Below are 25049 nucleotides of genomic sequence, written 5' to 3' on the forward strand. Positions count from 1 at the left end.
GTTTAAAATATCCAGGTCTAAGTGAACAAAAAAGCCATCATGATTGTTTTTTCAACTAAGTCAATAAAGAGTTCCGCAGTATTTTTTTGTCCGTTAGCACGAAGCCTATCCAAGTCGCAATAAGGTATTCCGGACTCCAAAATGGGTTGTACATAATCGGGGCCGTACTCCCGGTTGCCCACACAAAATACGTTGCTTTTATCTAAATAAGGAGCAAGGTTATAAATATTGGTCAGCTTTTCATGTGCAAACCCGGTTACTATAGCAAGGTCCATTCCCGCAATTGCAGCAGTCTGGGAAAGCTCGGAAGGAATATAGTCGGTATGTCCATCAAGAAAAAAGAGACCATAATTACCGGTTTGCTTCAGCGCAATGGCATTGCCTATTAAAATACTGCAATCGCCCCCGAGAACAATTAGAAAATGAGTGTCCTTAATTACATTGGCAAGTAATATAGCCTGTTCCTTGGCATATGCAACCACCTTGTCCACGTTCATCATTTGCAGTGTAGTGTCTAGGTCCATGATATATTCGGGCGGTGGTAATTTATAGGTATTACATGGTTTGACAAGCTCGGGGAAACGATGTTTTTTTAACCATTCGGGAAGCACTTTCACGCCCGGCTCGACATCTAAAGTTCTTTTTTAAGGTCTAAGTTTGAAGGGAATTCTATAATGTTGATTTTGTTACTTTTCATTATAAATAGCTTTTAAATTTGAATTGGTTTGTGGAAACCGTTTACGCTACAATAAAAGTAAGACTTATTTGCCGATACAATGTGTAACTTTCCTTATTTTACAGGGGATAACAGGGTGTAAGGTACAAATGAGAAAAAAAAATAAGTACTGTTTTTTTAAGCCGGTAATATCTTTTTCATTTATTGTTTATAAGCTACTTATGAACAAAGACTATCGCAAATCTCACCCGAATTACTTTTACCTGTACTTCTAATTAGATTGAAATTGCTTTCCCTTTTCCGTTAACCCATATTCTTGTTTACTGCTTTTTGGCTTGTCCGGGATTGTCTTTTCGATTAATCCTGCTCAAGCACTGGCTGTAAATAATTTTGCCTAAAGTATTTTCCTATCCGATAGGTTGAACAATTTTGTAATTCCTGTCTATTATGCTCCCCAGTAACACCTTTCAATAGGCTTTTGACTTGGGGGTTGCCCCTTCTGAAACAGGAAAAGTCATTCTGGTAAAGTTGTCCATAAACCGGAAATATTCCTTTCCGTAGCTCTTTAAAATCCGTGGAACGCCAGAGCCTAGTTGCCCTACCAAATCCAAATCCCTGTATATACGCATTAGCTCCTTATTCCTCGGCATAGAAACGCCTTCAAAAAAAATCTTCTTTGCTAAGTCCGTCCGGTAAGGAACCGGCAGATGTTATTTCAATCCTATCGTCAAATATTTCAAACTTAGGTGGTATTTCACGAGTATAATCATTATGTACTATCGCATTATATATGGCCTCCCGAATGGCTACAGGATTCCATAGTTTTCGATCAATACGCTCTTTTGATGTAATGGTCACAAAAGCTGTGTTTTCTACAGCAATTTTATCCAGTACACTTTTTGTGGAATTAATGAGCCAACAATATCCATATTCATTGTTTTCAAGAGGTCTCCCCGATCTAGGCCTTTATATTTCGCAACTTTAATAGATACATTGTTTACATCTGCCAAAAGGTAGCGTCAAAAACACGTTCTACTATGACATTTCGGTTGCTCATTTTTTTCATTTTTTCAGTGTTGATAATAATGTGTCAAGTTCATTTAAGGTCATTGTAAACCCTTCTTTGAAGCCCATTGCGATCATGTTTTCCATTCGCTCCCGGGATTCGTTATAAATAGAGATATGTACGGTTGTAGTTCCGCTTAGTTCACTAAAAGTCAAATCCCAATCAGAGCCCGGCAAATCAGGATTTTCATCTTTGTCTGCAAAAGCATTCAAAAATTTGAAATTGGTTTTTGGATCAATGGAAGTATATTTCTGAATTGCCCACTGTTCTTGTCCTTCGGGACTTACCATTGCATAAAATCTACGGCCGCTAACTTTGAAGTCCATAATTTTTGTTTTGGATTGAAACGGTTTTGGTGCCCACCATTGATCAAGGATTTCGGGATTTGTCCACGCTTCCCATACCAATTCACGGTCAGCGTTAAATGCGCGTTTTACATTCACCGTGTTGTTTTCTTTGTTGACTGTGAAGTCAAATAATAATGTTTTTTTCATATATTCTTGTTTTTTAGTGTTAGTAATAAATGGTCCAAATTTTTAAGATGTGGTGAAAAGCCCTTTTTGTGACTGATTGTTGCCATTTTTTCAAACATTTTGGGGCTTCCGTATTTCTCGGTTACCGTTACGTGTGTTTTGCCTTTTGTCACATTGAAGGTGAGCGTGCATTCAGAACGTGGGAATTCCGGAATGACCATTCCATTTTCATCGCTAAAGGCCCTCAATTCCGTAATGATTTTTTGGAATTCAATTTTCTTGTAATCATACCGGCTCCAATGTCTTTCCCTTCCGAGCTCACTATAGCGTAATGCCAGAAGCCACCTTCACGGAAATCCAGCGTTTTTGTTTCCGTTCTGTAAGGTTTTGGAGCACACCATTGGTCAAGCAGTTTGGCTGTTGTCCACGCTTTCCAAACTAATTCATGGGTGGCATCAAATTCACGTTTTATGTGAATGGCTTTATTTTCCTTATTTACGGAAAAATCGAATAGGGGATTGCTATTCATTTTTTCTGTTTTTTAATCGTTGATAATATATTGTCAAGTTGGTCAAATCGGGCTTCCCATATTTTTCGGAATTGTTCTAACCATTTGTCCACTTCTTTCATTCTACCGACTTTAAGTTGATAGTAGACTTCCCTGCCGATTTTTTTTTGTTCCAACAGTTCACATTCATTCAGGATCTTGATATGTTTGGAAACCGCCTGACGGGTCATGTCAAATTCGTCCGCTAAAGCATTGGGCGTTAACGCTTGGGTGGCAATAAATACAAGTATTGCTCTTCTTGTTGGGTCTGCTATAGCTTGAAAGATGTCTCGTTTCATTATTCTTATCTATTTTAAGCAACTAATCAGTTGTAATAATACGCAACCTTTTGGTTTCTTAAAATTTTTCCAAAAAAAAAATCAGTACGTTGTAAATATACGTGGTGTGTGGGTTTGGTTCGTTCACTATTTAGTTAGTCATAATCTGTTCGGTTGTCATCTTACATTGCCCTCAACCACATGTTCATTCCAATAATGGATAATTAAATTTTAAATTCAAAATTTAACACATATATAAAAATGAAGGGGTACTCTACTTTCATGGGCGGTTGTGTTTTATAATGAATATTCACCGACTGGATATTTGTCAAATGTAAGGCTAGTGATAAAGGTTTAATGTTACATATTATAATATGTAACCAAATTAACCAACTGACTATGTTTATTTTGCCACTTCTAACAAAATAAAACAGGTTTGCTTAATCATTAACCCTGTTTATTTTCAGGAATATATGGGTTGTAATTAGTAATTTTAAAGGATTTAAAAGTTGTAAAATGACAATTTGGGAGATATTATTATTGTTTTTTTCATTTCAATCGGTTCTTTTGGGAATCTTTTTATTTATCAAAAACAGGGGCTATTCCTATGCCAATAGGTTGTTCGCTATTTTTTTGTTTATGTTCGGTTATGGGATCTATTATGTTATCATGTACTGGTCGGGCTATAGTGACACGATAAAGACCGCCATTACATTTACCTTCGAGATTCCTTTTGCCTTGTTTGGACCTATATTTTACTTTTATGTCAGGAATGTAGTAAGCGGCAAAAAGATCACTATAAGGGATGTATATCATTTTATACCGGTAATTTGTGTATTTGTAAGCTATGGAGCTTTTATCTTTCTTCCCCTTGAAAGGAAATTATACCTTAAACAGAATGGACAAATTGATCAAGCCATAATTGAAATCCCTTATTTTGGGTATTTACTGGCCCTTTTGGTCATAGCATACGGCATTTTCACCTATTGGAAATTTGTAAAAGCATATAAGGAGGACTTTGATCTGAGGATATGGCTCAAAACCATTAACCTGAACTTTATATTGTTTGGGTTATCCTTTGTGGTGTATTTTATCATAATTTATTTTGGAACAATGACCAAGGAATATGATTACCTCATATCCTATGCCATGGTGTTCTTTATCGGTGCTGCTTCATACTTTTGTATTATTCAACCGGAAGTATTTAACGGTACGCCTATTGGTAAGGTCATACCATTTGCTAAATATGAAACTTCTGGTTTGCCCACACAGTTTGCCAAGGAATTAAAGATCCAGTTAAAAGAGTTGATGAAATCCGAAAAGCCTTATTTGAACCCCAACCTGAATTTAGATGAACTGGCTTCCATAATGAACATATCGAGACACCATGCTTCTCAATTGATCAATGAGCATTTCGACCGGAACTTTTATGAATTCATCAACCTGTACAGGGTTGATGAAGCAAAGGGCATGTTAAAAGAGGGAAAGAATCTCAATATTGAGGATATAGCATTTCAATGTGGTTTTAATAACCGCATATCTTTTTACAGGGCCTTTAAAAAGAGCGAAGGTGTCCCCCCGACCAAATTCAGGGAGCACTACCAGGCTTCATGATCCCTATGGGGTATTCAATCATAATATTTTATTGATTGTCATTGCTCTATCCCTACTTTATTATGTGAAGTTGCCAGCAAGCTGAAAAAAATCGAGTACACAAACGAAAGAGAAGTTGAAAATTAAAAACCCGATACCAAACAAGAAAACATCTGACTATGTTCAGAATATACTTGTTATTGAAAATTTTCAAGTTACCAATCCATTCGTTTTACCTTTATTTGCTAATGGAACGCCTACCCTTCTTTTTCAAACAACAAAAGGAGAATTAAACGGGAGCTCAAACAACTTGACTTTGTTTGGTCAAACCGTAATTCCCGAAACACTTACAATCAGGGATAACTTCACACTAATCGCCTACTTTTTTAAACCTTTTTCTTTATTTGCATTATTTGGTATATCTGCAAAAGAATTGACAGACAATCCTATTGACCTCAATTTAATGGAATCGTCTAAAGCCAAAGATTTGCAAGAGCAATTATTGAACGCTGAATCAACAGAAAATATGTTGGGTTTAATAGATGATTATATCTTTAGCCTTATCAAAAAAGTTAAAACGGAAACACAATTAATAAGATTTGCTACCCAGCAAATCTTAAAGAACCCAAACCAAGACACTTTAAAGAATGTGCAGGACGAACTCTATGTAACGGGAAGGACTTTTCAAAGAATGTTTAATAAAAATATTGGGATTCCCCCAAATCAATTTCGCAGAATAGGCCAGTTTAGTTCAGCTTTCAGACAATTACAAAAAAAGCAATTTGAAAATATCTTTGATATTGCCTTTGACAACGGTTATTCTGACCAGAGCCATTTCAATCGTGCGTTTAAAGAATTCACGAATATTACCCCAAAGGACTATTTGAATTTTGATGACCCTTCCGATACCTGATTTTGTCGGTTTCGTTCTATTTTAAATTTTACCTGCCTTCTAAATTTGTACTGTAATTAATCATTTAAAAATCAAAAAAAATGGAAAATCAAATTTATCCTTGTTTATGGTTTGACGGACAAGCACAAGAAGCGGCACAATTTTATTGTTCAATCTTTAAGAATTCAAAAATTACAGCAGACAACCAAATGGTCGTTACTTTTGAATTGAACGGTAAAAAATTTATGGGACTTAATGGAGGGGCGGAATTTAAGTTCAACGAAGCGGTATCGTTTGTGATTGACTGCGAAACACAAAAAGAAATAGACCATTATTGGAAAGAGTTAACTTCTGACGGTGGAAAAGAAGGGGACTGCGGTTGGTTAAAAGACAAATTTGGTATGTCTTGGCAAATTGTGCCAACGATTTTACCTAAACTTTTAAGCAATCCTGAAAAGGCAAAAAATGTAATGGAAGCGTATATGAAAATGAAAAAGTTTGACATTAAAACATTGGAGAATGCATAAAATAACGAATAAAACCAGTGTTTAAGCAATAGCAGTTTGGGTGTTGACCCGAATCGCTTTTTATTTAAATTAAACTATATTGTAAACCAAAAAGCTGGTGTGGGAAATCCGCAACTCCACATACACAAAGTCATTAGCAACAATAATCGCAAATAAAAAGTGAAATTGAATGAATATTAAAACCTATCCGATACATGCTTAAGTTTGATATGATCCGGGCTCCAAAGGCCATTGCTGGTTTTGTGAAGCATTTTTGGGTTCTAGAAGGCAATTTTACAAAGGAAGAACCCTTTGTATATGGGGCATTGGCGGAAAGTTGCCCAGAATTTATATTCTACTATAAAGGAATTTTCAAGCACATCATAGACAACAATGAACAGAAATGTTTCCGATCCGGTGTTTATAGGCAGAAACGATCCTTTGGGCAATTTATTGTTGCCCAGGATTTTGGAATATTCAGAGTGAGCCTCTATTCCTATACGATCTCACAGCTCTTCCAGTTGCCAACACCTGAAATAAGCGACCAAAGTTCAAAACTCAAAACCCTTTATGGAAAGGAAGGGGAAATCCTGGAGGAAAAAGTAATATTGGAATCAGATAACGCTATACGTGTACAATTGGTATCAGAGTTTCTGATTAAACGCATGGTTCATGTTAGAGCGGAATATTCAAACATCCTTAACACAATCAGGGATACTATTAATAAAAATTATCCCTGTTCGATAGAAGAGGTTAGCAAGTGATTGTAACCTCTCTCGGAGACAATTTGAGAGAAAGTTTAGGGAGTTTTCCGGTTTTAGCCCACAGGTATTCTTGAATATTGCAAGATTTGGAAATATTATCAAAAATAATACAGACACCACAAAGTCATTGACTGAAATTGCATACGAAAATGGATATTATGACCAATCCCATTCTATTTGTGATTTCAGGAATTCTCGGGATATTCACCAAAAAAATACTTCAAATACGCCTGCCGTACAGACTATATGGCGACTACTGAATCTCTGGTTTAAAATGTCGCATATGTACAATTTCCTAAGAGCTTAACAAACTATCTTAGCCATATGAAAAAAAGAGAAACATAATTGTACTGACTTTACTTCTAACTACATTTGGTTTTGGCAATACTTCGTCGCAAAAAATCCAAACACTATGAAAGAAGTAATCAAAACACCGGAACAAAACAAAGTGTACATCAGATATATAGTCAATGATGTGGAAGAGAGCATTGATTTTTACACACAATTTCTTGGGTTCACTGTAAAAATGCACTCCCTTGATAACAGCTTTGCCATGCTCGAGTCAGGCAGCCTTTATTTGCTGTTGAACATACCCGGACAGGGAGGGGCAGGACAAGCCAAGCACTCTCAGATGGTTCAGTACCTGCACCCGGAGGATAGAATCGAATTCAGATACGGTTAGATGATCTTGAGCAGAAGATCAAAGAACTGGAGGCAATGAACACTCCATTCAGAAATGAGATGATAAAAGGTAAGGGTGGCGCACAAATTCTGTTGGCGGATCCTTCAGGCAACCTGATAGAACTATTTGAACCGTATAAGTATATCATTAATTAAAGATTCGCCGTCTATTTTAATTAAGAAGGAAACACTTCTTTATGGATTGAAGAATAGCGGCTGCTGTAACTAACATTTTATAAAAGAGTTAGCGGGTTTCAAGGTTATCGAAAAGTCTAAACAAGTAAGTAAGCTTAGTGGCGGTTTGAAAGTGAAATGCTTTTAAGTTGCTATTACTTTTTATGCTGGACCGATAGACAATAATCCAGCAAGCACTACACTTTTCTCCCCATTAAATAATTGAACACTACATATCCTACTACAATCTTAGGATAATATTTTCAAATCAAATGTCCAAGGGTTCTACATCCAATTTATTCTTATCACTACTTAATTTGAAGTGACCACATTCAATATATAAAATGCAATCAGGGGGGCTATTTTATGTGGTTATATCGGTTGCCTAGATTTGATATGGATAAAAGTTTTTAAATCTACTGTTCATTATGAAGATCCTATCTGCATGTTTCATCTGATGATATGTAACGTTGCACTTTATAAGACTTAACAGCAATGTTTTTATTCTTGTGTTTTTTTGTAACACAACTTTGAAAGGTAAGGCAGTTCAGGGTTTTTCTTTTCAGATAAGAAGACAACTTTTGGGTTCCCAATAACTTTGTTCTCATTGTTTGATTTTTTTGAATTAGCACTCACATAGGACAACCCTTCTGCCTTTCATTTTCATGATTCTAATCAAATAATCTAATCTCAAACATTTATGAAAGTAAAGAACTATTTAATTTTAATAGCATTTCTGATGTGTGGAATAGCATCAAGTTATGCTCAAAAAAAAACAGTTTCCGGCACTGTTACGGACGGTGGGGGTGTTCCATTGCCCGGGGTGAATATTCTGATTAAAGGGACTTCGACCGGGACTCAAACGGATTTTGATGGTAATTATACCCTTGAAGTAAATCCCGTGGATATCCTATCCTTCACTTACGTGGGGCTAAAAGCCGTTGAACGTACGGTTGGCTTTTCTGATGTGGTGAATGTACAAATGGAAGAAGATGCCCAGGCCTTGGACGAAGTTGTGGTAACGGCACTGGGCATTTCAAGGGAGAAGAAAACTTTGGGATATGCAACACAGGAAGTTGATGGAGAAGCCGTCTCTAAAGTACAGAGTCAAAACTTTGTTAATTCCCTCTCTGGTAAAGTCGCTGGTCTGGACATCAAATCATCAGGGACGCTTGGAGGTTCGACCAATGTAGTTATCAGAGGTAATAGCTCTATTTCAGGAAACAATCAGGCTTTATTTGTAATAGACGGTGTACCGGTCAACAACGACACCCCTAATTCAGGTACCCAAATGATGGGACAGGGGGGATATGATTACGGGAATGCCGCTTCGGATATTAACCCAGATGATATCGAATCTATTAATGTACTTAAAGGGGCAGCCGCCTCTGCACTTTATGGTTCAAGGGCGGCCAACGGGGTTATTATGATCACCACCAAAAAAGGACGAAAGGGGAAAGGTATTGGTGTGACAATTAATTCCAGCCTTATGGTCGGTAGTGCAGATAAGGAAACACTTCCTGTATACCAAAAAAAGTATGGTGCCGGATATGGACCATTTTATGATAGTCCTGACGGTTACTTTGGGCTTTACGATGTAGATGGTGATGGTGTTGAGGATCTCACTACACCATTTACTGAAGATGCGTCGTATGGAGCAGCTTTTAACTCTGGCCTAATGATTTATCAATGGGATTCTGCATTCCCTGAATTGGATACTTATCAACAAGCAAGCCCATGGGTGGCCGGGGCCAATGACCCAAATTATGTTTGGAAAACTTCAGCGACAACGGTCAACTCTATATCTTTAGATGGTGGTACTGAAAAAAATACTTTTAGATTGGGGTTCACCAATATGATACAGGAAGGGAACCTGCCCAATAGTCAAATTAAAAGAAACTCCATAAATTTTAATGGGTCTCACGATTTTACTGATAGATTATCCGTTTCCACTTTATTCAATTTTACCAAAACAGATGGTAAGGGTCGTTACGGAACGGGTTATGATGCCAATAATGTCATGCAGCAATTTAGGCAATGGTTTCAAACCAATGTAGATCTTGCTGAACAAAAGAGAACTTATTTCCAAACCGGACTTAATACTACATGGAACATTCGTACATATGATAACCCTGTTCCCATCTATTCGGATAACCCTTACTGGACATTTTATGAAAACTACGAAACCGATACCCGGAACAGGTTTTATGGGAATGTAGTATTGAATTACGAATTAACTGATTGGTTATCGGTAATGGGACGTTTTACATATGATACTTATGCCGAAATACAGGAAGAAAGAACTAATGTAGGAAGTTCAAACTTACCTCAATATACCAGGAGAAACAGAAATATCTCCGAGTACAATTACGATTTGATTTTCAATGTGAACAAGGAGCTAAGTGATAAATTGGATTTTGCCGGGACACTTGGATTTAACCTGAGAAGAAATGATTGGAACACACTTACGGGAACTACCAGCAGTGGCTTACTGGTAGCAGATATTTATTCACTTGCCAATAGTGTAGGGCCAATAGTAACAGCAGAATATGAGGCTGCCAAAATAGTGGACGGAGCTTATGTGCAGGCTAGTTTGGGCTATGATGACTTTGCATATATAGAGGGTACCTACAGAAGGGATAGGTCATCTTCACTTCCCAAACAAAACAACACTTATGATTACTGGTCTGTAACGGGATCTTTGCTTTTTTCTCAATTGATTGAAGCGAATTGGTTATCCTTTGGTAAACTAAGGGGCAATTATGGTAAAGTGGGGAACGATACCAGTCCATATAATGTCTTCGACACTTATGATATAGTAATCCCGCCATTTAATGGCGGGATGGCAAGTCACAACAGTACATTAAAAAATCTTAACCTGCTTCCGGAACAGCAAGAAAACTGGGAAGTTGGCCTGGAAATGCAATTTGCTAACCGCCGTTTGGGTTTTGATGTTTCTTATTACAATGCTAAAAACATAAATCAAATTACAGCAGTCCCAATTTCCAACAGCACCGGTTATTTAGCCTCGTTGTTGAATGCGGGAACCATTGAAAATAAAGGCTGGGAAGTGCAATTTAATGTTATACCATTGAAGATGTCGGATTTTTCTTGGAACATAGACCTTAACTGGGCCAAGAATGAAAGCATGGTCGTTGAATTGCTCAACGGTATTGACAACTTAGAATTGGGTTCATTTCAAGGGGGAGTTTCCATAAATGCCACACCGGGACAACCTTATGGAACTATTAGGGGCACCGATTTGGTATACCACGAGAATGGGCAACCTATAGTAGGTGCCAATGGTTATTATTTAACAACAGCAACCAACAATGAAGTTATTGGGGACATTAATCCAGATTGGACCGCTGGGATTTCCAACAGTTTTAACTATAAAAATTTTAACCTAAGTTTCTTAATAGATATCCAAAAAGGCGGTGATTTATTCTCACTTGATACCTGGTACGGATATGCCACAGGACTGTACGATTTTACTGCAGGGACCAATGACCTTGGCAACCCGGTAAGGGATCCGGTAACAGATGGAGCTGACAGCGGTGGTGTAATTTTGCCCGGAGTGAAGGAAGATGGTTCCCCTAATAATGTAAGGGCTTATGCAGGATGGTATGCAAACCCGTGGGGTTATCAAAGAGCAGCCAATAAACAGCATGTTTACGATGCCGGTTTTGTAAAACTTAGGGAAGCTAGTTTAACCTACAACTTTGGAGAAAAAGTCCTTGACAGGACACCATTTACCAATGCTTCTTTTTCAGTGATAGGTAAAAACCTTTGGATAATCGACAAAGATGTCCCTTATGCTGACCCTGAAGCCGGTTTAGGCGCCGGGAATGTTCAAGGCTACCATTCCGGTGTATACCCATCCATCAAAGAAATAGGAGTAAACTTAAAATTACAGTTCTAAAAAAATTATTATGAAAAAAATATTTATAACCGTTTTTTCCCTGATCCTCTTGTCATCGTGCATGAGTGATGACAAGCTTGAGGACTATAATACAGATCCAAAAAACCCTACTGAGGTTGAAGCAGATTTTTTATTTAACGCTGCTACAAAAAGTTTAGTGGACCAAATGACGAATACAAGTGTAAACTTCAATGTTTATAGGTTGTTGGCTCAATACTGGACGGAAACCACATACATTGATGAAGCCAATTATAATTTAACAAACAGGAATATACCACAAGCTCATTGGTCAGAGATGTACCGGGATGTATTGTTGGATTTAACAACGGCTAAAGAAATTGTTATGGCCGATACAGACCCCAACCTGACTGAAGCCGATAAAGCAGCCAGGATAGCACAGGCCGAGGTATTATCGATATACGCTTGGCAACAACTTGTGGATACTTATGGAAACATCCCATATTCCGAAGCCTTTAAACCCAAGGAAATCCCATTGCCTGTTTATGATGCTGCTGCTGATATTTATGGGGATTTATTGGCTCGAATTGACGTTGCTATATCTGATTTGAGCAGCGGGACTGGATTTAGCATAGATAACCTTTATGAAGGTGATTTGACAGCATGGCAAAGATTTGCTACTTCATTAAAATTGAGGTTGGGCATCCGTTTGGCTGACGTCAATCCATCTTTAGCCCAGACGGTTGTTGAAAGTGCTTATAGTACTGGTGTTTTTGGTTCTAATGCAGACAACGCATCGTTTGTCTATTTAAGTGCTTCAAACCCTAATCCCGTATGGTTGTCATTGGTCCAGTCAGGGAGGACCGACTTTATTGTCGCCAATACCACTGTAGATTTTATGAACAATTTAAACGATCCAAGACGTAGTGCCTATTTTGACGACAATTTGGGTGTAGGCGTATATGTGGGTGGCCCCTATGGAGACAGTAACACTTTTTCAGATTACACACACATCGGGGATATCATGCATGAGTTTACGACACCCGCATGTTTAATAGATTATGCTGAAGTTTCGTTCTACCTTGCCGAAGCTGCTGCAAGGGGTTGGTCTGTTGGAGGTACGGCTGAAGAACATTACAACAATGGGATTACCGCATCTTTTGAATACTGGGGCATTCCTGACGTAGCAACTTATTTGGCAAACCCTGATGTGGCTTACGATACTGCGCCTGGAGATTGGAGGGAAAAGATAGGTAATCAATTTTGGCTGGCCATGTACAACCGGGGCTTCGAAGGCTGGACGGTTTGGAGGAAATTTGACACGCCGGCGTTTAACCTACCTGTCAATACCGGTAATCCTGTTCCCACAAGATATACGTATCCTGTGAACGAGCAAAACCTAAATGAGGTTAATTGGGAAGCTGCATCTACGGCTATAGGGGGCGATGCACAGACCACCAAACTTTTTTGGGATATGAATTAGAAGTTAGTTAGATATATGATGTTTAATTTGAGTTGGTCTTTTCATTATAAAACTTGGATGAGGGTTTATAATTGAAAAGATGGTAAGGGCAACTTATATTTGTTGCCCTTATATTCCTTATTAAAGGACCTTTAAAAAACAAAAAAATGAAAGTATTATTTTACATATCGATTTTGATTTTAGTTTCATGTAAATCCGCAAACGTTCCTGAACATAATGGTATGGCCAAAGCTTATTTTGCCAGCGGTTGTTTTTGGTGTGTAGAAGCTATTTATGAGAGCGTGGTTGGGGTAAAAGAGGTGGTTTCCGGTTATTCCGGAGGGACTAAAAGGCCTAACGGGGATGATATAGGCGACCACGCAGAGACCGTAGAAGTGATCTACGACCCAAAAGTGGTCAGCTTTTCCGAGTTAATAGAGGTCTATTTTAGCTCACAAAATCCAACTCAGATCAATAGCCAAGGACCTGACCTTGGAATAAGGTACCGGTCTATTATTTTCTATCGGAATACTGCTGAAAAAAAGATAGCCGAAACAAAAAAGACTGAATGGGCCAAAAAACTGAATGCTGAAATCGCGGCCGAAATTGTATTGTTCAAAAAATTTTGGCCCGCTGATGATTACCATCAGGATTTTGAAGAGCGCAATCCTGACCATTCTTATATCCGTGAAGTTTCCATACCAAGGATACAACAATTCAGGCAAACTTGCCCCGCTTTGTTGATAAAAGATTATAAAAAAATTGAGCAAGCACATGATACACTTTCAATAAACAAATAGCTGTTTGCAACGGACTAAAACCTTAATCATTGACATGATGCCATTTGCCGAGAGCCAGTACTATTGATAACTCTGACACCCTTTGTTGTCAAGTGGTTTTATGGTAAGTGGGTTAAGATTAAAATTATCATGAACCAAATCAACCGGATTAAAATAAGGGATTTAAGATTGTCTTTTAAAAAAATAGGGATCACCACATTAGTGGCGGGTACAGCTGACATTACGGCCGCCATGTTTAACTTTTTGGCGCAAGGGGGTGAGCATGTTTCAAGGATTTTCAGGTTTATAGCCAGTGGAGTATTTGGCCAGGCTGCATTTGAAAGGGGGAGCTTCATGATTTATATGGGTGGCCTTTTTCATTATTTGATAGCTTTTTTATGGACAACACTGTTCTTTTATTTTTATCCTAAATTAGAGCTACGCCTACACAAGGCCAATATCTATTTCATAGGGATAGTCTATGGCCTAGTTATATGGTGCGTTATGAACCTTATTGTTCTTCCGCTTAGCAATACCGCTGACCTCAATAATACCCATGTACAGGACATTATCGGTATGGTTATCTTAATATTATGTATGGGGCTTCCAATCTCTTTGATATACAACAAAAATGTAAGGTAGCTTCACAATAATTTTTAACAGCTATCTAAATTTCATTGCCAAGAGAGTATATTGTAGAATTCTTCATAAGGGAAAAAGGCAAAAGAGGTAAATATGGTTTGGTCGCTAAAATTTACTGTTTGGTAGACACAATTACAGTTAATGCCGAAACATCCCGGTTCAATAGTTGAAAAGCTATAATTTTAAATGTTGTTTGAAGCCAATGATATGCACTTATTAAAAAATTCAGATAGTTTAACCATAACATTCCATATTATCATTTGGGGTATGATCCTTAGCTTGCCGTTGATTATACCGGGGGTCTATCATAATTTTTTTCCAATGTCGTTTAACCTGATTGCAGGATTCATCCATTTGGGAATCTTTTATTTCAATGCCTACTTTTTATACCCCAAATTGGTGAGCCGGAGGCATTGGTGGTTATATATTATTTCCTTGGTGCTATTAATTGTTTTTGCATTTTCCCTAAAACATTTCATCCTAAAGATCGTTTTTCCCGGAACGACCGTTACAGAGGACATGGATGCCCTTTTGGGATTCCCCAACCTTTTGTCCATAGTGGTGAGTATTATCTACAAAGTGGTATTGGACCGAATTAACTACGAGAAAGTGCTAAAAGAAAAACAAGCCGAACAACTTACCTCTGAGCTTAAATTCCTGAGATCGCAGATAAGTCCGCATTTTATCTTTAATGTGTTGAACAATATGGTATCCATGGCACGTCATAAGTCAGACCTGCTCGAACCTTCCCTTATTCGGCTTGCTGACCTGATACGGTACATGCTATACGAATCCGATACACAAAAAGTACACTTGCATCGGGAAATCGATTATTTGAAAAGTTACATAGAGTTGCAAAAAATACGCTTTGATGAAGATGTAGAGGTTAGGGCTGAAATGCACATTCAGGAGGACGACCTTACCATTGAACCGATGTTATTGATCCCTTTTGTGGAAAATGCTTTTAAACATGGGGTTGCCCTAACAAAGCAACCTTTTATTTATATTGACCTAAAGGCAGAAGGGCAAAACCTATTGTTTTCGGTAAAGAACAAATTCAGCACAGAAAAGGGGGAATCAAAGGATAGGGATTCAGGTATTGGTCTTGTCAATGTACAGGCCCGTTTAAAATTACTTTATCCCAACCGGTACCGACTTACTATATCGGACCATAATGGAATATTCAATATTCACCTTAAATTACTGCTATCATGATACGTTGTTTGGCCATAGATGATGAGAAATTGTCACTAGACCTTTTAGTGGATAACATCCGGCGCGCACCTTACCTGCAACTTATAGCCCGGTGCAAAAACACCTATGAAGCTGCAGAGGTACTTCAATACGAAGAGGTGGACCTGATTTTTCTGGATATCCAGATGCCCGGTCTAAACGGACTGCAATTCTTAAAAACCTTGACGGAGCCGCCAATGGTAATACTTGTCACTGCGTATGAGCAATATGCTCTGGATGGTTTTGCTCTGGATGTAGTTGATTACTTAATAAAACCGGTTGCCCTGGAACGCTTTATAAAGGCTTGTAACAAAGCTAAATCCTTATATGATTTACGCCAAGCAAAAGCTAATCAATCCATGGTGGAACCGCCTCATTTTTTTGTAAACGTTGAGTATAGCCTTGTAAAGATTATTGTTGATGATATACGTTTTGTAGAAGGGATGAAAGATTACATTAAAATCCACCTGGACACTTCGGAAAGGCCGGTTATCACCCGAATGAGCCTAAAGGCAATCATCGAAAAACTACCAGCTGAGCTATTTGTCCGTATCCACAAATCCTATATCGTATGCGTGCCAAAGGTAACATCCATAAAAAGGGATTTTGTGTTAATTGGTCATCAGGGAATCCCCATAGGTGAATCACACAAAGAAAATGTAACTAAGATTTTGGGTGGTGGAAAACATTAAAGTATTGTTAAAGTAGGTTACAATTTATAAAGTGTTACAATTAGAAATATGCGAACATGCAAATTTGTTAGTGAGCGAAATAATTGAATAATTACAAGATACCATAAATTAAAATAACAGAATGGGAAAAATAAAGAGTCTCTTATTATCAGTTGGAATAATGATGTTGTTTTTTATTTTATTCCATAGCAGCGTATCTGCTCAGTCTACAATTGAAAACCAAATACTAGATGAGTTAATTGGATATAAATTCAAGCACATCGTAGTGAATACTGATTTATCCGACACAAGGATCCCCATTATAATAGGCCTGCATTGGAAAGGCTCTACTCCCAATGAATTCAGTAAGTTTTTAACAGGTTTTGATTTTCCGGTCAGGCTTATATTGGTACAAGGGCAATACCCGAGTTATCAAGGATATTTTTCATTTTTTAGAATTATACCGAATAGTTATTATACACTACCTAAGGATGAAAAAATGGAATTGCTTTTAACTGAAGGTGAAAAGCGAAGTAAATTCATTAAGTCTATTATATCAAAGTATAAACCTGGTAAGAAGCCAGTAATCATTGGTGCAAGTCAGGGGGAAGACCTAGCTTATGTGATTGGTGTCAGGTGTAACAACCTTATTAGTCTTTCTTGCCCATTATTTACCACATTGGACAACCGAATAATTAAACCACAGATCAAACCAACACAAAAATCCCTGGCAAGAATAGAAATCTTTCATGGTATAGAAAACAATATTGTGCCAATTGAAAGAGTAAAGCAATATTTTCAACTATTAAAAGATAATAATTACGATGTAAACCTTCATGTTTACAAAGACGTTTCACATGATATTCCTGATGAGATGATAATAGGTTTCAATAAGTTGATAACTAAATACTTATGCGGTGTATTGAGAGAGGGAATAATAAACACTATATAAATATGAAATCGAATCTATTAACAGCAGTATTGGTTTTCTATACAGCTATAAGTATCGGACAAACAAAATATGCATCAATCAACGGTCTAAAGATAGCCTATGAAACTTTAGGGGAAAGTGATCAACAACCCATTATTTTAATAAATGGTACTGGTGCCTGCATGTCCGATTGGCCTAAAGAATTTTGCAATCAACTTGTGGAAAACGGTTATTTTGTGATACGTTTTGACAATCGGGACAGCGGGTTATCTTCAAAATTTGATAGTTTGGGTAAACCAAATTGGGAAAAAATAATGCCCTATATAGGAAAATGTTCGGGGGCGACTTTGCCATATTCCATATCAGATATGTCCAAAGATGTAACAGGGCTTATGGATTATTTAAAGATAGAAAAAGCCATTATATGCGGAATCTCAATGGGGGGAGCTATCGCCCAGATTATTGCTATAAACAATCCAGATTATGTAGAGGCCTTAATATGTATTGCTTCCACGACGGGCAATCCAGCACGTCTGCCTAGTGATCCAAAAATAATACAAGCACTAAGTGCACCCCCGCCTGCAACTGATGACCCTGATTCACTTGCCGGCCATATGGTAGCTATCTATAAAGTATTAGGAAGTACGGATAAAGAAGGTGTCCTGCTAAAAAAAGCAAAAGCCCGTATCCAACGGTGCTGGTATCCGGAAGGCACAGAGCGACAAGTTGCCGCCATAACAATTGGAGATTATTGTGACCGCAGGTCGGCTCTTTCCAAATTGAAAGTGCCCACTTTAGTATTACATGGGGGTAAAGATCCCTTAATCCCGGTTGAAGAAGCCAGAAGCCTTCATGAAGCTATTCCACAATCCAAATTGATTATTGTTAAAGGGTTGGGGCACGATTTGTCCAATAAATTTATTCCTGGGATTTTTAGGAGCATTAATACATGGTTACTATCACATTATTCATCGAATTGAAATAACTAATGATTTTAATTACATTTCTAAAATACCCTTTAAAGGATGTGGAAGTCGTTGCCTTAGGGAGAACACACATCGATTCGATTACAAAAAAATAAATTTTATTAATAATCAACATAATGAAATCTATCAAATCCTTAATCTTCATTTTTACCATCATAGGGAACAGCCTTACGGCACAGGATGTCACTATCACTTCAGAAAAAATATCAGATCATGTCTATGTCCTGTACGGAGGGGGCGGAAATATCGGACTGGCGGTGACCGACAACGGTGTCTATATGATCGACGACCAATTTGCTGAGCTTACGCCCAAAATATTGGCAGAAATCAAGACCATCACCGATCAACCGGTAAAATATCTGATCAATAGCCACTGGCACGGCGACCATACCGGCGGAAATGAAAACATGGCCAAACAAGGGGCTGTCATCGTTGCCCATGACAATGTTTTTAAGAGAATGAGTGTCAAACAGGATCAAGGTGGAGGTAGGGTTCAGGAAGCAGTCCCAGATATGGCGCTTCCACAAATTACCTATTCGGATAATATGACGATGCATTTGGACAGGAATACCGAAATTATGATCATGCATGTGCACAAAGCACATACGGACACGGATTCATTCATTTATTTTCCTTTTGAAAACGTTATACACATGGGAGATGTCTTTTTTAACGGCAGATATCCATTTATCGATATCAACTCCGGAGGTTCCATAAATGGTGTAATTGAAGGACTCGACCATGCATTGTTTATCGTAAACGATGATACTAAAATCATTCCGGGCCACGGAAAAGTAACCGATAAAGGCATACTTAAAAATTATCGGGAAATGCTAGTGACTATACGTGAACGGGTCCGAAAAGCCAAAGACGATGGCAAGACCTTGGAAGAAACACAGGCCATGTCACTAACTTCAGAATATAACGTGAAGCACAGTAATGATTCAAATAGTTTGGTTGGATATATCTATAATAGTCTTGAATGAAATCTAAAAATATATATAAAAAATGAGAAAACTAATCATGTGGGATATCATAACCCTTGACGGTTATTTTGAAGGGGACCAAAACTGGGACTTTCCCTTTCATGATGCAATTTGGGGACAGGAACTTGAAACACTGAGCATTGAACAATTACATTCCGCAGACTACCTTGTTTTTGGCCGTGTAACTTATGAAGGTATGGCAGCCCATTGGACAAAGGCGAAAGGGGAAATAGCCGACCTGATGAACAAAATACCCAAAGTGGTCATCTCAAAAACACTGGAATCGGCAACCTGGAACAATACTACCCTGATAAAAGAAAATGTTTCCGCTGAAATCCAAAAACTTAAGGAGCAGGATGGAAAGGATATGTATGTGTTCGGTAGTGCTAATCTCTCTGAGACTTTTATTAATGATGACCTCTTTGACGAATACCTCATTGTGATTGCACCTGTTATTTCAGGAAGCGGGCGACCTCTATTCAGAAAAGGTGCCTCATACAAAAATTTATCTCTTGCTTCTGCAGATCAGCTTTCGACAAGCGGTGTCGTTTTAAAATACATAAAATGAATCGTTATGAAATCCGTTGGACATATAATCTGTTTCATTATTTTTTTAATATCGATATCCTTGGCTTTTGACCAGGCACTAAAGCCCCTTGCTTAACCCGTCCTCAGGACAATTATTAAGATAAATATTAGTCCTTGTGCCTATTGTGTGAATAACAAAACAAAAAAGTAAACATCTAATTATGCAAATAAGTTATCAAGCAAAGTATCAGACAACAATCAAAGCACCTTTAGAAAAAGTTTGGGACACTTTAAGCAATCCTGAAATGGTAAGGCAATATTTTTTTGGCTCAAATAAAGAAACAATTTTGGGAAGTAGGTAGCTAAATTCTTTGGACAGGTAAATATGAAGGACAGACTTATGTGGATAAAGGTGTGGTTTTGGAATTTATCCCAAATGAGAAACTAAGCTACAGTTATTTGAGCAGTTGGGTTAGAGGACAAACCGGAAAACTACCTGCTTCTCACCTATCAAGTGAGGCAAGTAAAAAGAGGAGCGGAATTGACCATCATACAATCCAATAATGATGAAGAAAAAGCAAAACATTGAACTGAAAATGGGACTGTAATTATAGACGGATTGAAAAAGCTTGTTGAATAAAAGAAGATATTCTTTTTTAGGAAATAAAACCATTAAAGAATTTGAATTAGATATACATAACAATAAAATAGCGGCTTAGTCATTCAACTTATTGACCATTTTTTGTTGCAAGCCAGATAAGTATTTGTGCACAAGCTAAAACTGAAGAACAATGAAACAAGGTCTATTATCAATACTGCTGATCATATTTTTGATGAATTTTTCATCAGCCCAGCACCTAAGTGAAAAACAGATTAAAGAGATAACGGATCTTATCCCTGAATTGATATCAAAACACTATGTGTTTAAGGATAAGGGAAAACAGATCGCTCAGGATTTTCAAAAACTAACGGAGTCCGAGAAATATTTGAGCTATGAAAATCCGGATACGTTGGCCGCTAAATTATCCAAAGATTTGAGAAAAATCAGCAGCGATGGACATATGTATGTCCTCACTAAAGAAAGGGATACCGATAAAAGTTGGGAAGAATTGGAAAAGGATGCCGAAATCAAAAAAAATTATGGTTTCGAGACTGTACAAATTTTGGAAAATAATGTCGGATACATAAAGATCACAAAATTTATGCACCCGAAACGGTCAATGCAAACCGCTGTCGCTGCAATGAAACTTGTAGAGAATACCAATAAACTTATTATTGATATCAGGGGCAATGTAGGTGGCTATCCTGGAATCATGTTATATATTTTAAACCATTATTTTGATGGGCCACCAACCCTACTATCCACAACCTACTCATCGAATACGGAAGAAGGGGCTATGACCACCTATACGTCGGACTTGGTGTATGGTAAATTGAGAGTGGATACGCCGTTATTTATAATAATAGACAGGGGTACAGCATCCGCTGCCGAATATTTTGCTTACACAGCCCAAGCCTTTGAAAAGGCGACCGTTATAGGGGAAAAAAGTGCGGGCGGTGCCTATATGAGCAAACTATACGCACTGCCATACAACTTTAAGATTTCCATATCGGCAATGGCACCTGTTAATGCAAAAACCAAATCAAATTGGGAAATAAAAGGAGTCGTACCCGATTATTATACAGAACGGAATATTTCCGTTGATAGAGTCATTGAATTGATTGAAGGTATAATGAAAAATAAATAGAAAATGGAATTTAACCCGAAAAACAATATTGTTAAGCTTTGCCTTCAGGGGATGGACATGGAGGGAAAAGGCAATCCGGAAGGAGCGAGCAAACTTTTTCTCCAGGCCTGGAAGGAGGCGACAAACAACTTTGAAAAATTTACTGTTGCCTATTATGTTGCCCCACATCAAAAAAATGTTTCTGACAAATTAAAATGGTTAGAGACCTCTTTGCAGTATGCTTCAAAAATAAATGACGATACTGTTAAGAGCGCATTCCCTTCCTTGTATTTGAACATTGCCAAATGCTATGAAGAAATGGACCTCCCCGACAAGGCAAAAAAGAATTATGATTTAGCAACTTCGTTTAAGTACAAACCATCTGACAAAGGGCCCTTCTATCATGGGACAAAAGCAGATTTGCAGGTTGGTGATTTGCTGACACCAGGGGCAGCTCCAATTACAAACCTGAACTCAAAATGAATCACATTTATTTCACCGCCTCGGTGAATGGAGCAGGTCTTGCTGCCGCATTAGCTAAAGGAGATGGGCGGAAATGTGTTTATGTGGTTGAACCAACAGGTAATTTTGAAAATGCCCCCCAATGTTACGGACAAAAAATTCCCGGGCAATCCGACACGTTCATACCGCTCCCAAGCACCGTTAAAGATCGTAGGAGAAGTGGGGGATTGGGTAAAGCAAACACCAGAGGAAATTGAAAGATGGAAGGAAAAGTTGGCAAATAACAACGGAAAAATCATTAATTAATATTTCAGAAGAACAATGAAAAAAAATGCATTAATCCGAATGGACAATATGGGCATCGTGGTAGAACCACTCGATGAGGGCATTACTTTTTTTGAAGAGCTTGGACTTACACTTGAGGGGCGGACTATGGTCGAGGGAAACTGGGCCGGGCAGGTTACCGGACTAGGAAACCAATGTGTTGAAATTGCCATGATGGTTACTCCCGACGGTCATAGTCGGCTTGAACTTTCACCGATTATATTGACAAGTGAAAAATAAAACAGTGAATTCATTGAGATTAAAAAGGTTATAATATCCTTAAAACGGGTTACAGTTTATGGATTGTAACCCATATGAAAACCTGGCTCTTAATTTTGTTGTAAGATAAAATATGGTATTTAATCTTGAATAATACGATAGAGGTTTTCAGCACCAATATCAGGACAAAAAAACAGGCCGATAAGCTTTTGAGGCGGCTCAAAAATAGATGCCCGAGCTATCAAATCAATTTTGATCTGGAGGATTGTGACAACATCCTTCGTGTGGAAAGCCACAATGGGCAAATAGACATCAGGACAGTTTTAAAAATTGTAAAGAATTTGGGGCTAACGGCAAGGGTATTGCCAGATTAAACCTGGTTTTTATGGTATTGGATTATTCAGTATATAAACTATAAACAGTAAAATAGAATGTTAATTAGCTAAAGGAGCTAATCTTTAAAACGTTTTAATCTAATTAAAAATATGAAAAACATAAACATAGCCAAACGCATTAAAAACTTGGGTTTCATTCAGATTATGATACTCATCTGTTTTCACTTAATGGCCTCAGAAGGAAACGCTCAATACGATACCATAAAGCTTCCGGCCACCGGTGTATTGCAAATAAAAAACCTGAAACCGGGGCTTAGGGAATATATTATTTACACGCAATTCCCTAACAAACCCAAGTCATTTTCTTTCTGGTTGTGGAAACGAAATACACAGATTGAAGAACGAAATGGAGAAAACGTATTTGTGACCAAAGAAGTTTGGACAGGAGAAGACACTACAAGTTATCGTGAATATTATTCCATAAACCGTATGTCAGACTTTGCACCGATCTATAAAAAAGCAACTATAAAAAACAAAACCCATGCTTATAATTGGGAAGATAGGAGGATTGTTAGGAGTGATAGCGTTCCAAACAATGCCGTGGAACTAGGCTTTAAACTAGATTTCAATGAGCCCGTGCTTAACTGGCACATGGACATTGAAACTTTTGAAATGCTGCCATTAGGACCAGACAAAGTGTTTGCCATTAATTTTTACGATGCCGGGCAGCAACCTCCCAAATACAACATCTATAATGTAACAGGCGAAGAACGGGTTAGTTCCTATGATGGTAAGACAATAGACTGTTGGGTACTGAACAGGTCGGGTATTAATGGAAATGGAAAAAAGTTTTCCCAAACATTTTGGATCAGTAAAAAAACACATGAATTCATCAAGGAGGAGGATAATTGGGATGGAGTTATACGGCATAAAATCAAATTGCCATCGATGCCTATAGAAATGCCAATTCAGTAGATCAATTGCTATTATATCTGCATGGAAAACAAGGAAGTAAAAAAGGAAAAGTTTAAATGAATTCATTATATATAAAACGGTGCAGAACGATTGATGAAAGGAAATATTTAATTTCTATTGTATGGTTATTTCTTGGTTTAATATTGGGTTTAGAAACTACTTTAGGCCAAAAAAACGTGACCGCAATCGATATGGATATCCCGTTCATTAGTCCTGCGGTGACCATTAATGGGAAATCTACCGTATACTATGAATTATACCTGACTAATTTTTCAAAAAATATCATTCAACTTAACAAGTTAGAGGTCATAAGCATTGACAAATCAGTAGCGTTATACACAAGTACAGGAGTGAATCTAGGTGACAGGCTTTCAGGTCAAGGTGTTTCAAAGGAGAAAAACAAGTACTTGTTTTTACCGGGAAGTACAAGTGTATTGTATTTGGAATATGAAATGCCTTCTGAAAATAATATAGAAGCTGAACATCGGCTCACATTTTCTTTTGAAGGTAAAAGTTATACCATCTCCGGTGCTAAAGCAGATTTTTCAAATAGAGGCCCAATTGTTTTAGGGGCACCATTAAAAAGTGGCCCTTGGGCAGCGATTTACGACCCCAAGTGGCAACGGGGGCACCGTAGGGTAATATATGCAGTAAACGAAAAGGCGAGAATACCGGGACGCTTTGCCATCGATTTTATGAAATTGGATAATGATGGCAAAACCGCAGTGAGTGATAGAAATAAAGTAACCGATTGGTATGGCTACAACGCAGATGTTTTGGCGGTTTCCGATGGGGAAGTAGCAGCTATAGAAACAGGTTTTAGGGATAGTAAATATATAGACCAACATCCAAAACACAATGCCTCAAATGCTACCGGTAATTATATTGCCCTGGATATTGGCAATGGAAATTATGTGTTTTATGAACATCTTAAATTCGGAAGCATCCGCGTAAAAACGGGCCAAAAAGTTAAAAAGGGGGATGTTATTGCATCTTTGGGATTTACCGGACAGGCAACCGGTCCTCATTTACATTTTCATGTTGCCAATGCCAACTCTCCTTTGGGTGCGGAAGGTGTCCCCTTCGAATTCGAAGAATATACCGTTTTGGGTGTTTACAATGACTTTGACGACTTTGGGAAAGTACCATGGGATTATGTGAAAAAGTTAAGTGATTCCATTCTCAAAAACGACCGTCCTGCCCCCAATACTGTTATCAAATTTGAATAACAAAAGTAAAAACCGGTTTATAAGTTATCT

24 protein-coding genes and 3 pseudogenes are annotated in these 25049 nt (G+C 37.8%); 22 read left to right on the plus strand and 5 right to left on the minus strand.

The window, feature by feature from the left end:
* Window positions 1–17 precede the first annotated feature (17 nt).
* From PSF86_RS05360 to PSF86_RS05380, 5 genes and pseudogenes are all read right to left on the minus strand, one after another.
* Entirely contained in the window at window positions 18–617 is a 600-nt protein-coding gene (locus PSF86_RS05360) for an arginase family protein (RefSeq protein WP_277899030.1), read from the minus strand.
* A 330-nt stretch (window positions 618–947) separates the two neighbouring features.
* Window positions 948–1692 (minus strand): annotated as a pseudogene (locus PSF86_RS17935) (Fic family protein); the annotation flags it as partial.
* Between the two features lie 46 nt (window positions 1693–1738).
* Window positions 1739–2236: an SRPBCC family protein gene (locus tag PSF86_RS05370; RefSeq protein ID WP_277899031.1), complete on the minus strand. Its 498-nt coding sequence runs from the start codon at window positions 2234–2236 to the stop codon at window positions 1739–1741.
* A 223-nt stretch (window positions 2237–2459) separates the two neighbouring features.
* On the minus strand, window positions 2460–2744 hold the full coding sequence (locus PSF86_RS05375; protein ID WP_277899032.1) for an SRPBCC domain-containing protein: 285 nt from the start codon (window positions 2742–2744) through the stop codon (window positions 2460–2462).
* The gene (locus PSF86_RS05380) at window positions 2741–3061 is read right to left on the minus strand and encodes an ArsR/SmtB family transcription factor (protein ID WP_277899033.1); all 321 of its coding nucleotides are present in this window, start codon (window positions 3059–3061) and stop codon (window positions 2741–2743) included. Before PSF86_RS05380 ends, PSF86_RS05375 begins: the two co-directional genes overlap by 4 nt.
* Before the next feature lie 495 nt (window positions 3062–3556).
* Here PSF86_RS05380 and PSF86_RS05385 point away from each other — a divergent pair, with 495 nt between their 5' ends.
* From PSF86_RS05385 to PSF86_RS05485, 22 genes and pseudogenes are all read left to right on the plus strand, one after another.
* On the plus strand, window positions 3557–4654 hold the full coding sequence (locus PSF86_RS05385; protein WP_277899034.1) for a helix-turn-helix domain-containing protein: 1098 nt from the start codon (window positions 3557–3559) through the stop codon (window positions 4652–4654).
* 115 nt (window positions 4655–4769) lie between these two features.
* The gene (locus tag PSF86_RS05390; RefSeq protein WP_277899035.1) at window positions 4770–5546 is read left to right on the plus strand and encodes a helix-turn-helix domain-containing protein; all 777 of its coding nucleotides are present in this window, start codon (window positions 4770–4772) and stop codon (window positions 5544–5546) included.
* A gap of 80 nt (window positions 5547–5626) precedes the next feature.
* On the plus strand, window positions 5627–6052 hold the full coding sequence (locus tag PSF86_RS05395; protein WP_277899036.1) for a VOC family protein: 426 nt from the start codon (window positions 5627–5629) through the stop codon (window positions 6050–6052).
* 194 nt (window positions 6053–6246) lie between these two features.
* The gene (locus PSF86_RS05400; protein WP_277899037.1) at window positions 6247–6795 is read left to right on the plus strand and encodes a DUF6597 domain-containing transcriptional factor; all 549 of its coding nucleotides are present in this window, start codon (window positions 6247–6249) and stop codon (window positions 6793–6795) included.
* Window positions 6796–6844: 49 nt separating this feature from the next.
* A pseudogene (locus tag PSF86_RS17840) lies at window positions 6845–7102 on the plus strand (hypothetical protein); the annotation flags it as partial.
* A gap of 105 nt (window positions 7103–7207) precedes the next feature.
* Window positions 7208–7477 carry a VOC family protein gene (locus PSF86_RS05405; protein WP_277899038.1) on the plus strand — a complete coding sequence of 90 codons (270 nt, stop codon included), beginning with the start codon at window positions 7208–7210 and terminating at the stop codon, window positions 7475–7477.
* Window positions 7478–8350: 873 nt separating this feature from the next.
* Window positions 8351–11572, plus strand: a complete 3222-nt coding sequence (locus PSF86_RS05410; protein ID WP_277899039.1) for a SusC/RagA family TonB-linked outer membrane protein — start codon at window positions 8351–8353, stop codon at window positions 11570–11572.
* A gap of 10 nt (window positions 11573–11582) precedes the next feature.
* A complete protein-coding gene (locus tag PSF86_RS05415) occupies window positions 11583–13013 on the plus strand; it encodes a SusD/RagB family nutrient-binding outer membrane lipoprotein (protein ID WP_277899040.1) in 1431 nt (476 codons plus the stop codon).
* Window positions 13014–13159: 146 nt separating this feature from the next.
* Entirely contained in the window at window positions 13160–13792 is a 633-nt protein-coding gene (gene msrA / locus PSF86_RS05420) for a peptide-methionine (S)-S-oxide reductase MsrA (RefSeq protein ID WP_277899041.1), read from the plus strand.
* Between the two features lie 129 nt (window positions 13793–13921).
* On the plus strand, window positions 13922–14413 hold the full coding sequence (locus tag PSF86_RS05425) for a hypothetical protein (protein ID WP_277899042.1): 492 nt from the start codon (window positions 13922–13924) through the stop codon (window positions 14411–14413).
* Window positions 14414–14620: 207 nt separating this feature from the next.
* A complete protein-coding gene (locus PSF86_RS05430; RefSeq protein WP_277899043.1) occupies window positions 14621–15628 on the plus strand; it encodes a sensor histidine kinase in 1008 nt (335 codons plus the stop codon).
* Window positions 15625–16338 (plus strand): LytR/AlgR family response regulator transcription factor, encoded by a 714-nt coding sequence (locus tag PSF86_RS05435; protein WP_277899044.1) that lies wholly within the window; start codon window positions 15625–15627, stop codon window positions 16336–16338. Before PSF86_RS05430 ends, PSF86_RS05435 begins: the two co-directional genes overlap by 4 nt.
* A 121-nt stretch (window positions 16339–16459) precedes the next feature.
* Window positions 16460–17269, plus strand: a complete 810-nt coding sequence (locus tag PSF86_RS05440; protein ID WP_277899045.1) for an alpha/beta hydrolase — start codon at window positions 16460–16462, stop codon at window positions 17267–17269.
* A 2-nt stretch (window positions 17270–17271) separates the two neighbouring features.
* Window positions 17272–18228, plus strand: coding sequence for an alpha/beta fold hydrolase (locus PSF86_RS05445; protein ID WP_277899046.1), 957 nt, complete (start codon window positions 17272–17274; stop codon window positions 18226–18228).
* 122 nt (window positions 18229–18350) lie between these two features.
* Window positions 18351–19220, plus strand: coding sequence for an MBL fold metallo-hydrolase (locus PSF86_RS05450; RefSeq protein ID WP_277899047.1), 870 nt, complete (start codon window positions 18351–18353; stop codon window positions 19218–19220).
* A gap of 22 nt (window positions 19221–19242) precedes the next feature.
* Window positions 19243–19788: a dihydrofolate reductase family protein gene (locus tag PSF86_RS05455; RefSeq protein ID WP_277899048.1), complete on the plus strand. Its 546-nt coding sequence runs from the start codon at window positions 19243–19245 to the stop codon at window positions 19786–19788.
* 751 nt (window positions 19789–20539) lie between these two features.
* Window positions 20540–21496 carry a S41 family peptidase gene (locus PSF86_RS05460; protein ID WP_277899049.1) on the plus strand — a complete coding sequence of 319 codons (957 nt, stop codon included), beginning with the start codon at window positions 20540–20542 and terminating at the stop codon, window positions 21494–21496.
* A 399-nt stretch (window positions 21497–21895) separates the two neighbouring features.
* Window positions 21896–22243: pseudogene (locus PSF86_RS05465) on the plus strand (NAD(+)--rifampin ADP-ribosyltransferase).
* A 39-nt stretch (window positions 22244–22282) separates the two neighbouring features.
* Window positions 22283–22501: a VOC family protein gene (locus tag PSF86_RS05470; protein WP_277899050.1), complete on the plus strand. Its 219-nt coding sequence runs from the start codon at window positions 22283–22285 to the stop codon at window positions 22499–22501.
* Between the two features lie 125 nt (window positions 22502–22626).
* Entirely contained in the window at window positions 22627–22854 is a 228-nt protein-coding gene (locus PSF86_RS05475) for a methyltransferase type 11 (protein WP_277899051.1), read from the plus strand.
* A 111-nt stretch (window positions 22855–22965) separates the two neighbouring features.
* Complete coding sequence (locus tag PSF86_RS05480; RefSeq protein WP_277899052.1) at window positions 22966–23790, plus strand: DUF3108 domain-containing protein; 825 nt, start codon at window positions 22966–22968, stop codon at window positions 23788–23790.
* Between the two features lie 56 nt (window positions 23791–23846).
* Entirely contained in the window at window positions 23847–25019 is a 1173-nt protein-coding gene (locus PSF86_RS05485; RefSeq protein WP_277899053.1) for a M23 family metallopeptidase, read from the plus strand.
* The last annotated feature ends 30 nt before the right edge of the window (window positions 25020–25049 follow it).

The sequence above is a fragment of the Galbibacter pacificus genome (assembly GCF_029603165.1).
Taxonomy (GTDB): Bacteria; Bacteroidota; Bacteroidia; order Flavobacteriales; family Flavobacteriaceae; genus Galbibacter; species Galbibacter pacificus.